This window comes from Mycolicibacterium baixiangningiae, assembly GCF_016313185.1.
Classification (GTDB): Bacteria; Actinomycetota; Actinomycetes; order Mycobacteriales; family Mycobacteriaceae; genus Mycobacterium; species Mycobacterium baixiangningiae.
In genome coordinates, this window is sequence record NZ_CP066218.1 from 3,282,575 (window position 1) to 3,294,588 (window position 12,014).

Annotated in this window: 12 protein-coding genes; 3 read left to right on the forward strand and 9 right to left on the reverse strand. The window is 69.8% G+C overall.

The genetic code is table 11. The annotated features are described in order from the left end of the window. Positions 1-7 precede the first annotated feature (7 nt). Entirely contained in the window at positions 8-1,087 is a 1,080-nt protein-coding gene (locus I7X18_RS15365) for a phosphotransferase family protein (RefSeq protein ID WP_193048344.1), read from the forward strand. Here the strand turns inward: I7X18_RS15365 and I7X18_RS15370 are convergent. Genes I7X18_RS15370 through I7X18_RS15385 form a run of 4 tightly spaced genes read right to left on the reverse strand, consistent with a single transcriptional unit; the run spans position 1,068 to position 4,481 of the window. Further along, positions 1,068-1,796 carry a cobalt-precorrin-6A reductase gene (locus I7X18_RS15370; RefSeq protein WP_193048343.1) on the reverse strand — a complete coding sequence of 243 codons (729 nt, stop codon included), beginning with the start codon at positions 1,794-1,796 and terminating at the stop codon, positions 1,068-1,070. The genes I7X18_RS15365 and I7X18_RS15370 overlap by 20 nt on opposite strands. After that, entirely contained in the window at positions 1,796-2,551 is a 756-nt protein-coding gene (gene cobM / locus I7X18_RS15375) for a precorrin-4 C(11)-methyltransferase (protein WP_193048342.1), read from the reverse strand. Before cobM ends, I7X18_RS15370 begins: the two co-directional genes overlap by 1 nt. After that, a complete protein-coding gene (gene cbiE / locus I7X18_RS15380; RefSeq protein ID WP_226864430.1) occupies positions 2,548-3,693 on the reverse strand; it encodes a precorrin-6y C5,15-methyltransferase (decarboxylating) subunit CbiE in 1,146 nt (381 codons plus the stop codon). The genes cobM and cbiE overlap by 4 nt, the downstream gene beginning before the upstream one ends. A 38-nt stretch (positions 3,694-3,731) precedes the next feature. After that, on the reverse strand, positions 3,732-4,481 hold the full coding sequence (locus I7X18_RS15385; RefSeq protein WP_193048340.1) for a decaprenylphospho-beta-D-erythro-pentofuranosid-2-ulose 2-reductase: 750 nt from the start codon (positions 4,479-4,481) through the stop codon (positions 3,732-3,734). A gap of 36 nt (positions 4,482-4,517) precedes the next feature. On the opposite strand from I7X18_RS15385, the gene I7X18_RS15390 reads away from it, so the two are divergent. Beyond that, the gene (locus I7X18_RS15390; protein WP_193048339.1) at positions 4,518-4,946 is read left to right on the forward strand and encodes a F420-dependent biliverdin reductase; all 429 of its coding nucleotides are present in this window, start codon (positions 4,518-4,520) and stop codon (positions 4,944-4,946) included. 77 nt (positions 4,947-5,023) lie between these two features. Here I7X18_RS15390 and I7X18_RS15395 read toward each other — a convergent pair whose 3' ends face one another. Next, positions 5,024-6,166, reverse strand: a complete 1,143-nt coding sequence (locus I7X18_RS15395; protein WP_193048338.1) for a M24 family metallopeptidase — start codon at positions 6,164-6,166, stop codon at positions 5,024-5,026. A 52-nt stretch (positions 6,167-6,218) separates the two neighbouring features. Here I7X18_RS15395 and I7X18_RS15400 point away from each other — a divergent pair, with 52 nt between their 5' ends. Continuing rightward, on the forward strand, positions 6,219-7,169 hold the full coding sequence (locus tag I7X18_RS15400) for a 5'-3' exonuclease (protein WP_193048337.1): 951 nt from the start codon (positions 6,219-6,221) through the stop codon (positions 7,167-7,169). Here the strand turns inward: I7X18_RS15400 and I7X18_RS15405 are convergent. From I7X18_RS15405 to tatA, 4 genes are all read right to left on the reverse strand, one after another. Beyond that, positions 7,166-7,948, reverse strand: a complete 783-nt coding sequence (locus tag I7X18_RS15405; protein ID WP_193048336.1) for a DUF4333 domain-containing protein — start codon at positions 7,946-7,948, stop codon at positions 7,166-7,168. The genes I7X18_RS15400 and I7X18_RS15405 overlap by 4 nt on opposite strands. A gap of 41 nt (positions 7,949-7,989) precedes the next feature. After that, positions 7,990-10,749 carry a DEAD/DEAH box helicase gene (locus tag I7X18_RS15410; protein ID WP_193048335.1) on the reverse strand — a complete coding sequence of 920 codons (2,760 nt, stop codon included), beginning with the start codon at positions 10,747-10,749 and terminating at the stop codon, positions 7,990-7,992. Next, entirely contained in the window at positions 10,733-11,683 is a 951-nt protein-coding gene (tatC, locus tag I7X18_RS15415; RefSeq protein WP_193048334.1) for a twin-arginine translocase subunit TatC, read from the reverse strand. The genes I7X18_RS15410 and tatC overlap by 17 nt, the downstream gene beginning before the upstream one ends. Before the next feature lie 77 nt (positions 11,684-11,760). Beyond that, the gene (gene tatA / locus I7X18_RS15420; protein WP_193048333.1) at positions 11,761-12,009 is read right to left on the reverse strand and encodes a Sec-independent protein translocase subunit TatA; all 249 of its coding nucleotides are present in this window, start codon (positions 12,007-12,009) and stop codon (positions 11,761-11,763) included. Positions 12,010-12,014 lie beyond the last annotated feature (5 nt).

Sequence of the window (12,014 nt, forward strand, 5' to 3'; positions counted from 1 at the left end):
TGGTGCCGTGCAGGCCCTCATTCCCGGTAAGCCCGCAGATGTCACCCCGGAATGGCTCGGGACTGCGCTGACCCGCGACGGCGTCCCCGTCGAGGTGGCGGCTGTCGACACCGTCCCCATCGGCACGGGACAGACCGGCGCCACCTACCGGGTGACCGTCACCTACTCCGATCCGCAACCCGATCTGCCGGTGTCGTTCGCGATCAAACTGCCGTCGCAGGACGAGACGGTCCGCGACCGTGTCGCGATCGGCTACCGCTCCGAGCATTCCTTCTACACCAACCTCGCCGATCAGGTGCAGATCCCGATACCGCCCTGCTATCACTGCGAGATCGCCGGCGACGGAATCGATTTCGTGTTGCTGCTGGGTGATATGGCGCCCGCGGTGCAGGGTGACCAGATCGCGGGCTGCAGCGCCGAGGAGGCGCGTCTGGCGGTCGAGGCGCTGGCCGACCTGCACGGGCCGACGTGGTGCGACCCGCAGTGGGCCGACTTTCCCGGCGTCGCCATGCCGAAGCCCGAACCCGCCTCGGCCAAGGGGTTCGGCGAGGTGGCCACCATGGCGGCCGGCATCACGCTGGACCGCCTCGGGGAGCGGATGCGGCCCGAGGACCGCGAGACGTTGACGGCCGCCATGGCGGTGGTGACGCCGTGGTTGCTGGCCGAACCGGAGCGATTCGCGGTGCTGCACGGTGACTACCGACTCGACAACATGCTGTTCGACCCGGACCGGTCGCGGATCACGGTGGTGGACTGGCAGACGCTGGGTTCCGGCCTGCCCGCCAGGGATCTCGCGTACTTCACCGCCACGAGCCTGCAGCCCGAGACCCGCGCCGCGGTCGAACGCGATCTGGTCGACGCCTACCACCGGCGGCTGCTCAGCCACGGCGTCACCGGCTACGATGTCGAAACTTGTTGGCGGGATTACCGGTTGGGCATGGTGCAGGCCCCACTGATCACCGTGCTCGGGTGCGCGTTCGCCACGTCGACCGAACGCGGCGACGAGATGATGATGGTGATGGCCGCGCGCGGATGTCAGGCGATCCGCGAGTTGGGCACCCTCGACCTCATCGCTCCTGCGACCTGACCCACGCGAGCGCGTCCTCCACGGTCGCCACCGTGCGGACTCCCGGCGGCACCGGTGGCCGGTCCACCATCACCACCGGTATGCCCAGGGCTGCCGCGGCATCCAGTTTCGGCCGGGTCATGTCGCCGCCGCTGTTCTTGGTGACCAGGGCGTCGATGCGATGGGTCCGCAGCACCGCGACTTCGTCGTCGTAGCGGTAGGGGCCGCGCGACAGCAGCAGGTGGTGGTGGCGCGGGAGCAGGTCGGCGTCGGGTGTGGTGACCGCCCTGATCAGAATCCACGCCTCGCTCTCACGGAAGGCGGCGACACCGGTGCGCCCGGTGGTGAGAAACACCCTGGAGAACCCCTGGTGTGCAACGGTTTCGGCGGCATCCCTGTCGGAGTGCACGACGATGGCGTCGCCCGCCGGCCAGGCGGGCCGGGCCAGCAGCAGGTGCGGCAGCGCCAGATCCGCGCACACCTCTGCGGCGTGCGCGGTGATGGTCGCCGCGAACGGATGGGTGGCGTCGACGACCGCGTCGACCGGGGTGTCGGCCAGCCAGCGTCGCATCCCGTCCACACCGCCGAACCCCCCGATCCGCACCTGCCCGACCGGCAGCGCCGGATCGGGCACCCGCCCGGCCAGCGAGCTGATGACCTCGACGCCGGGATGCAGGGCCGCGGCCAGTGCCCGCGCCTCCCCGGTACCGCCCAGCAGCAGGATCCGCATCAGTGTCGTCCGCGGCGTACGCGCCCCGAGGAGTACAGGTAACTGTCGGTGAACCCGTCGGCCGCCAGCACGTCACCGATGACGATCACCGCGGTGCGGGTGACGTCGGCTTCGTGCATCTGCGCGGCGATGTCGCCGAGCGTGCCGCGTAGTACGATCTCCTCGGGCCAGCTGGCGAATGCCACCACCGCACAGGGTGTTTCGGCCCGGTAACCACCGGCGAGCAGGTCGGGCACGATGTTGTCGATCTGCGCGGCGGCCAGATGCAGCACCAGTGTCGCGCCCGACGCGGACAGGGTGCGCAGATCCTCGCCCGGCGGCATCGCCGTCGACAGCGTCGCGACCCGGCTCAGGGTGACGGTCTGCGCGACGCCCGGCGCGGTGAGTTCGCGGCCCAGCGCGGCCGCCGCCGCGGCGAACGCAGGCACCCCCGGCACCACCTGGTAGTCGACGCCCAGCGCGTCGAGTCGCCGGCACTGTTCGGCCAGCGCACTGTAGATCGACGGATCACCGGAGTGCAGGCGCGCCACGTCTTTTCCGGCGGTGTGCGCCTTCGCGATCTCGTCGACGATCTGGTCGAGGGTCAGCGGACCGGTGTCGACGACGCGGGCGTCCGGTGGACACAGTGCGAGCAGGTCGTCGGGCATGATCGAGCCGGCGTACAGGCACACCGGACAACTGCTGAGCAACCGCTGACCGCGCACGGTGATCAGATCGGCCGCACCCGGACCCGCCCCGATGAAGTACACGGTCATGACTTGGTCACCGCCCACTGGGTGACCGGCATGGCGGGCCGCCACCCGGTGAAGGTGCCGACCGGCTCACCGCGGTAGTGCTGGTAGCGGCGCAACGTCCCTCCGATCTGCGAATAGTGTTGCAGTAGAATCACTTCCGACTCTGCGGTGACGGCGTTGGCGACCAATCGACCGCCGACCGGCAGGCGCTCGAGGCACGCGCCGAGGAGACCTGGATGCGTCAGCCCGCCGCCGATGAACACCACAGACGGCGGCTCCGCATCGCCGAAGGCAGACGGGACCGCGCCGTGCACGGCGACGTCGACGCCGTGTGCCGCGGCGTTGGCGAGGATCCGCTGCCGGCGCGTCTGGTCCTGCTCGAACGCGATCGCCCGGCAGCCAGGGCCGCTGCGGCACCACTCGATCGCGATACTCCCCGACCCGGCGCCCACGTCCCACAGCAGTTCCCCTGGGCGTGGTGCCAGCGCGGCGAGCGTCACCGCACGCATCGGTTGTTTGGTGATCTGGCCGTCATGGGCGAACGCGTCGTCGGACAGCACCTGGAACTGCCGAGCGTCGGGCAGGTAGCGCACCGCGACGACGTTGAGGGCGTCGACATCGCCTGGCGGGTCGGCCGCCCACTCCCGCGCGGTGGCGTCGCGTCGGCGCTCGGCGGGCCCGCCGAGTTGCTCGAGCACGCTCATCTCGGAGTCACCGCGTCCGGTGTCGGCGAGCACCCGGGCCAGCGCCGCGGGAGTGGATTCATCGCGTGACAGGACGACCGCACGGCCGCCGCGGCGCACCGCGGTCGGAAGTGGCGCGGTGACCAGGCTGATCACCTCGGTGTCCTGGACCGCCCAGCCGAGGCGGGCGCAGGCCAACGTCACCGACGACACATGCGGCAGCACCACGACACGGTTCGGGCCGAACACCCGCACCGCCGAACCACCGATCCCGTGCAGCATCGGGTCTCCGCTGGCCACGATGTGCACGTCTCCCGGCGGTTCGTCGCGGATGGCGTGCAGAGCGGGCACCAGCGGCGACGGCCATTCGCGGCGTTCGGCGCGCACGGTGTCATCGAGGAGGTCGAGTTGGCGCTTCGACCCGTAAATTGTTGTCGCGCCGCGCAGTTCGTCGGCGGAGGCGGGCGCCAACCCGGCCATACCGTCGGCGCCGATGCCGACCACGACGACCCTGCCCGTCACCGCGGCATCCTGCGCCACAGCGGTCGCGGCAGCATCCGCATCACCAGCACCGCGGCGCCCAGCGACCCCGGGATCCACACCGCGCGGCGCCCGTTGGCGAGTGCCCGCACCGTCGCCTCGGCCACCTGGGCGGGGGTGCTCGACAACGGTGCGGGGTCCATCCCTGCGGTCATCCTTCCGATCACGAAACCGGGCCGCACCAGCAGCAGATGCACACCCGACCCGTGCAGGGCGTCGGCGAGCCCACTGGCGAACCCGTCGAGCCCGGCTTTCGCCGAACCGTATACGTAGTTGGCCCGGCGGACGCGGGCGCCGGCCACCGACGAGAACACGACCATGGACCCGCTGCCCGCTTCGCGCATCGTGGCAGCCAGCACGGTGAGCAGGCTGACCTGCGCGACAAAATCGGTGTGCACGATCGCCGCCGCGTGCGCGGGGTCCCGCTCGGCGCGGGCCTGGTCACCGAGGATCCCGAACGCGACGACGGCGGTGCCGATCGGACCGTGCTCGGCGACCAGCTTCGCCACGAGTGGGGCATGGGAGGCCAGATCGTCGGCGTCGAACTCGGCGGTGTGCACCGCCGCCGCCCCCGCTTCCCGCACCGCGTGGACCTCCTCGTCGAGGCGGTCGGCGCGGCGCGCCGCCAGCACGACCGTCGCGCCCGGCGCCAACCGCTTCGCCACCTCGACCCCGATCTCGCTGCGCCCGCCGAAGATCACCACCACCTTGCCACCCGTGTCATTCACGGCTGCGATTATTCACCTGCGCTAGCGTGGACAACGATGGCTACATCAGGTCGCAAGGCCACCACGCGGCTCACCAGCGACGCGCTGGCGTTCCTCACCGAACGTCACCTCGCCATGCTCACCACCCTGCGATCGGACAACTCTCCACACGTCGTGGCGGTGGGGTTCACCTTCGACCCGAAGACCCACATCGCTCGGGTGATCACCTCCGGCGGCTCGCAGAAGGCGGTCAACGCCGAACAGCGCGGCGTCGCGGTGCTGAGCCAGGTGGACGGGGCACGTTGGCTGTCGCTGGAGGGCAAATCGACCGTCAACTCGGATCCCGACGCCGTCCGCGACGCCGAGCTGCGCTACGCCCAGCGGTACCGCACCCCCCGGGTCAACCCGGAGCGGGTCGTGATCGAGGTGCGCGTCGAACGCGTGCTGGGCTCCTCGCAGCTGCTCGACCGCTCCTCCACCGACTGACTCCTCCCCGCGAGCAGACAGAGAATCGCGTAATTTCTCGACCGATCACGCGATTCTCTGTCTGCTCGCGCAGGGACTCAGGCGGTCGCGTCCGGTCCGGAGGGCACCACGACGAGGTCATGCGGCCGGTTGTTCACCGACTCCACGCCGTCCGCGGTGACGATCACGATGTCCTCGATGCGCGCACCCCACTCGCCCGCGAAATAGATGCCCGGTTCCACGCTGAACGCCATACCCGCCTCGAGGGGCAGATCGTTGCCGGCCACGATGTAGGGCTCCTCGTGCACCGACAGCCCGATGCCGTGGCCCGTGCGGTGGACGAACGCCTCGGCAAGCCCTTCGGCGGCCAACACCTCACGCGCGGCGGCGTCGATCTGCTCGGCGGTGACGCCCGGCCGCACCGCCTCGACGGCGGCCCGCTGGGCACGCTGCAGGACGGCGTAGCGGCGCGCCACCTCGGGATCGGGTTCGCCGAGGCTGTAGGTCCGCGTGCAATCGGAGTTGTAACCCGGCTCGTAGGGTCCGCCGATGTCGACGACCACGACGTCGCCGGCCCGCAGTTCGCGGTCGGAGCATTCGTGGTGCGGGTCGGCGCCGTGCGGTCCGGACCCCACGATGATGAACGCCACCTCCGAATGCCCTTCGGCCACAATCGCTTCGGCGATGTCAGCTGCGACGTCGGCCTCGGTGCGCCCGGCCACCAGGAACTCCGGCACCCTCGCGTGGACACGGTCGATGGCCGCGCCGGCCTTGCGCAACGCGTCGATCTCGGCGGCGTCCTTCTGCATCCGCAGCCGCCGCAGCACGTCAGTGGCCAGCACGGGTACCTCGCCGAGCACCCCGGCCAGCGGCAGCAGGTGAAGCGCGGGCATCGAATCGGTCACCGCCGTGCGCGTCGGGCCGCCACCGAGCGCCTCGGCCACCAGCGCGTACGGATCGTCACCGTCGACCCAATCCCGCACGGTCACAACGAGTTCGGGGATGGCGGACTCCTTCAGTGCGGCCAACTCCAGACGCGGCACCACCACCGTCGGGTCGCCGTGGGCGGGTAGCACCAGGGCGGTCAGCCGTTCGAAGGTCTGCGCGTGCGAGCCCACCAGATAACGCAGGTCATAGCCGGGCGTGATGATCAGGCCGGCCAGTCCGGCGTCACCCGCCGCCGTGGCCGCGGCCTGCAGTCGGCGGGCGTAGACATCAGTGCTGAATCGGCTGCCGGTCATGGCAGTAAGGCTACTGCGGCGCAACGGGGCGCGGCCGGTAGCTTTGAGGACCATGGCCGCTCCCCTGTTGCTCCTCGACGGCGCCAGCATGTGGTTCCGCTCGTACTTCGCGCTGCCCTCGTCGATCACCGCGCCCGACGGGAGGCCGGTCAACGCCGTGCGGGGCTTCCTGGACACCGTCGCGATGCTCGTCGGCCGCGAGCGCCCGTCGCGCCTCGTGGTGTGTCGCGACGACGACTGGCGCCCGCAGTGGCGTGTCGACCTCATCCCGTCGTACAAGGCGCAACGGGTCGCCGAACCGCAGCCCGAGGGCACCGATGTCGAGGTGGTGCCCGACGACCTCACCCCGCAGGTCGACATGATCATGGCGATGCTCGACGCGTTCGGCATCCCCCACGCGGGCGCCCCGGGATACGAAGCCGACGACGTACTGGGCACGCTGGCCGCCGCCGAGACGCGGGACCGGGTGATCGTGGTCAGCGGCGACCGCGACCTGCTTCAGGTGGTGCGCGACGAGCCGGTTGAGGTGCGGGTGCTCTACCTGGGCCGCGGCATGTCGAAGGCGACGCTGTTCGGTCCGGACGAGGTGGCCGAGCAGTACGCCGTCCCCAAGGAGCGCGCCGGCGCGGCGTACGCCGAACTGGCGCTGCTGCGCGGAGATCCGTCCGACGGGCTGCCCGGCGTGGCGGGCGTCGGCGAAAAGACCGCCGCGACGCTGCTGGCCCAGTTCGGCTCGCTGGAGGCGATCGTCGCTGCCGCGCACGATCCGAAGTCGAAGATGTCGAAGGCGTATCGCAAGAAACTGCTGGCCGCCACCGACTACATCGAGGCCGCGGAGCCGGTGGTGCGCGTCGCCACCGACGCTCCCGTCACGATGTCCACGGCGTCGGACGAGTTGCCGCTGGCTGCAGCGCATCCGCGCAAGGTCGCCCAGCTGGCGGGCGACCTCGGCGTCACCTCGTCGGTCGGGCGCCTGCAGAAGGCGCTCGACTCCCTCGACTAACGGGGGCGGCCGACCTCGTAGGTGCCGTCGTCGTCCTGGAAGGTCACGGTGACTTCGCGTTTGGTGCCGTCGATGCTGACCTCGCAGTCGAACGTGCCGCCCTTCTTCACCTCGGGGCTCTCGCCGTTGTTGCACTTCACGTCGCGGACGTTCTTCGCGCCGTAGCCATTCGACTCGTCGGTGAGGATCTGCTGCACGCCGGATTGCGCGGCGGTGACGTCGAGCTTCGTCGTCACGAAGAAGCCGGGCTTCCAGAAGCCCAACACGCCGATCACCAGGAGAAGCACCACCAGCAAAGCGCCGACGATCCCGCCGATGACCTTCATCGACCGCTTTGAGCCCTCGTCACCGCCCGGGGGCGGGAACGCTCCGTACTGACCCGTCTGACCGTATTGCGGCGGCTGCTGACCGTACTGGCCCGGCTGACCGTACTGGGGCTGACCGTACTGCGGCTGCTGGCCGTACTGGCCCGGCTGACCGTACTGGGGCTGCTGCCCGTACTGCGGCTGACCGTATTGCGGCTGACCGTACTGTTCGGTCGGCGGGTAGGGCTGGTACGGCGGTTGCTGCCCGGTGGGCTGCGGGTACTGCGGATACTGCTGCGGCGTGTACGCCGGAGGCTGTTGCCACGACGGAGTCTCCGGGGTCCCCTGCTCCCCGCCCTGCCCGGGTGACTGCCAGTGCGTGTTCGACGGGTCGCCGGCCGGCTGATCCGTGCCCGCGTCCGGCTGTTGACCGGCCCACGGCTGCGCCGGATCAGATCCCTGCGGTCCGCTCATCGTGTCTCCTTGGTCTTCGCTCGGCTCGCTGGCACCACACACTACCCCGCATCAACTGCCACGACGCCGCGTCGAATGTCGTTGATCGCGCGTTTCGCGGCGGTGCGTAAAGCAGGCGTCGGCGCGGCATTGCGGACCTGGTCGAGCAGGTCGAGCACCTGCCGGCACCATCGCACGAAATCCCCCGCAGACAGGGGTGACCCACCGCCGGTGGCGTCCGACGCGGCCAGTGCGGTGGTCAGGTCGCCGGTCGTTGCCCAGCGGTAGATCGCGGTCACGAAACCCTCGTCGGGTTCCCGGCTGGGGCTGATGCGGTGGCGTTGCTCGTCGGCGCGCAGATCAGCCGAGACCCGTCGGGTCGCAGACAGCGCGCGGCGCACCTTCCCCGTAGGCGCCTCGGAACCGGCAGCGACACCGGGCGTGTCGCCGCGGGATTCGAACAGCACCGACGACAGCACCGCGGCCAATTCCGCGGCGTCGAGGCCGTCCCAGGTGCGTGCGCGCAGGCACTCGGCCACCAGCAGGTCGCTTTCGCTGTAGATGCGGGCCAGCAGACGTCCGTCGTCGGTAGCCGTCGGGTCATCGCCGGTGGTGTCGATGAAACCGCGTTCGCCGAGCAGCACGACGATCCGGTCGAAGGTGCGGGCCAGCGAGTTCGTCGCGGCGGCCACCTTGTTCTGGATCTGGGCGTTGTCCCGTTCGATGCGCAGGTAGCGCTCGGCCAGCCGGGCCTGCTCGTCGCGGTCGGGCAGGTGGTGTGCGGGGTGACGGCGCAACGTGTCGCGCAGCGATACCAGTTCCGGATCGGTGTCGTCATCCTGCTGGTGGGCGCCCTTGCGGCGGGGACGGCCCTCCGGCATCGCCATCCCGGCCGCCGCCGAGAGCAGCGCCGACGCCAGATCGCGGCGCACCCGCGGATTGCGGTGTTCGATGTGTTTGGGCAGCGTCATCGTGCCGACGCGGGGTGTCGCGCCGGTGTAGTCGGCGGAGGAGATGCGGCCGGCCCATCGGTGTTCTGTGAGCACGAGCGGCCGCGGATCGTCGGTGTCGCGGGCGGATTCGAGGACGACGGCCAGTCCACCGCGCCGTCCGTTGGTGATGGTGATGATGTCGCCGCGACGCAGCGCGCTGAGCGCGTCATCAGCGGCAGCGCGACGCTGCACTCGTGACGAACGCGACTGTGCGCGTTCACGTTCGGCAATGCGGGCCCGCAGCCGCACGTAGTCCAGGATCGGCGCGTCGCGGCCGCCGAGTTCGGTGGCGATGTCGTCGAGCATCCGTTCGCCGCGCTCGACACCGCGGCGCAGACCCACCACCGAACGGTCCGCCTGGAACTGGGCGAACGACTGCTCGAGGAGTTGACGCGCCTGCGCCGGCCCCATCTGCTGGACCAGGTTGATGGTCATGTTGTACGACGGCGCGAACGAACTGCGCAGCGGGAAGGTGCGTGTCGACGCGAGCCCGGCGACTTCGACCGGTTCCACGTCGGGGGTCCACAGCACCACGGCGTGCCCCTCGACGTCGATGCCGCGGCGCCCGGCCCGGCCGGTCAGCTGCGTGTACTCCCCCGGTGTCAGCGGCATGTGCTGCTCGCCGTTGAACTTGACCAGCTTCTCGAGCACCACGGTGCGGGCGGGCATGTTGATGCCCAATGCCAGTGTCTCGGTGGCGAACACCGCTTTGACCAGTCCGGCGGTGAAGAGTTCCTCGACGGTGTGACGGAAGACCGGCAGCATGCCGGCGTGGTGGGCGGCCAGGCCACGCAGCAGCCCCTCACGCCACTCGTGGTACTCGAGCACAATCAGGTCGGCCTCGGCGAGATCGGCGCAGCGGCGGTCGATGACCTCTGCGATGCGCACGCGTTCGTCGTTGGTGGTCAGCCGTAGCGGTGAGCGCAGACATTGTTTGACCGCGGCGTCGCAGCCGGCGCGGGAGAACACGAACGTGATGGCCGGAAGCAGTCCTTCGCGGTCGAGACTGGCGATCACGTCGGGCCGGGCGGGTGGCCGGTAGATCGTCGGCCTGCTGCGATGGCTCGACCGCCCCCGGCCGCGCGGCTGCCAGTCGGCGAGCCGGTCGGCTTCGCGCCGGTGGGCGATGTGGCGCAGCAGCTCCGGATCGACGACCAGTTCACGCCCACTGCGGACTTCGGTGTGTGCGCGGTAGTCGAACAGGTCGAAGAGTCGTTTGCCGACCAGCACGTGCTGCCACAGCGGAACGGGCCGGTGTTCGTCGACCACCACGGTGGTGTCCCCGCGCACGGTCTGGATCCAGCCGCCGAACTCCTCGGCGTTGCTCACCGTCGCCGACAGGCTGACCAGCCGGACCTCGTCGGGCAGGTGCAGGATCACCTCTTCCCAGACCGCACCGCGCATCCGGTCGGCCAGGAAGTGCACCTCGTCCATCACCACGTAGGACAAGCCGTGCAGCGCGGGCGAATTCGCATACAGCATGTTGCGCAGCACTTCGGTGGTCATCACGACGATGTCGGCGTCACCGTTGATGGACTGATCTCCGGTGAGCAGCCCGATCTTCTCGGGACCGTACCGGCGGACCAGGTCGGCGTGCTTCTGGTTGCTCAGCGCCTTGATGGGTGTGGTGTAGAAGCACTTGCCGCCCGCCGCCAGGGCGAGATGCACGGCGAATTCGCCGACGACGGTCTTGCCGGCGCCGGTCGGCGCGCACACCAGGACGCCGTGTCCGCTTTCGAGCGCCTCGCAGCCGCGGATCTGGAACGGGTCGAGCGCGAACGGCATCCCCGCGGCGAACGCCGCGAGCTGAAAGTCAGGTGGATTCGTCATGAAGGGTGGACCGCGACGGGGTCGACACCGCGCTGGGCGGCTCGATCGGTTCGACGCCGCCGATCGGTGCGGCCTCGTCCTCGGGCACGGACTGGGCGGCTTCCCGCTTCGCCTTGCGCTTGTCGTGGAGGCGGGCGACCTGGATGGCGACCTCGAGCAGCACGGTCAGGGCGCCAGCCAGCGCGAGCATGGAGAACGGGTCCGAGCCGGGGGTGAAGAAGGCCGCGAAGACGAACAGCCCGAAAATCAGGCCGCGACGCCACGCCTTGAGGCGCTCATAGGGCAGCATCCCGATGACGTTGAGCATCACGATCAACAACGGGAACTCGAAGCTGAACCCGAACACCAGCAGCAGGTTGATCAGGAAGCCGAAGTATTGGTCGCCAGACAGCGCGGTGACCTGAACGTCGCTGCCGACGGTGAGCAGGAAGCCCAAGGCCTGGGCGAGCACGATGTACGCCAGCACCGCGCCGCCGATGAACAGCACCGAGCCGACGGCCACGAAGGCCATCGCGAAACGGCGTTCGTTGCGGTACAGCCCAGGGGTGATGAACGCCCACAGCTGGTACAGCCACACTGGGCAGGCCATCACGATGCCCGCCATCAGCGCCACTTTCAGGCGCAGCATGAACTGGTCGAACGGGGCCGTGGCGAGCAGGCGGCACTGCCCGTCGTCGGTGATGGAGGCGCGCGCGTAATCCGGCAGCGCACAGTACGGACCACGCAGCCACTCGCCCAGGCTGTGGAAGCCGAAGATGCCGTGGCTGTACCAGAAGAACCCGAGAATCGTCGTCAGGACGACCGCCGCGGCGGCCACCAGAAGCCGGTTGCGCAGTTCGTGGAGGTGTTCGACCAACGACATGGTGCCGTCGGGATTGGCTCGGGCGCGCCGCTGGCGCGGGTTGAGCCGCTTGAGGAATCCGGGGGTTTGCACGTGTAGTCGCCTAGGGGCCGCCGACGGACGCCGACTGACAACGCGGCGTCAGGCCGCGTGGGACGGAGAGCGTGGGGTCAGGCCGGCCGTTTGTCGGACTGCTCGGCGGTGACCGTGGGATCAGCGGGGGTGACGCGCTCCGAGGCGATCGGCGTGGCCGGCGGGTTGTCCGTCTTGCCTTCCGCTTGCATCTCCTTGACCTCGGACTTGAAGATCCGCATGGACTTGCCCAGCGAGCGGGCCGCATCCGGCAGCCTCTTGGCGCCGAACAGCAGCACGAACACCGCGATGACGATAACCCAGTGCCAGGGTTGTAGACCGCCCAAAATGC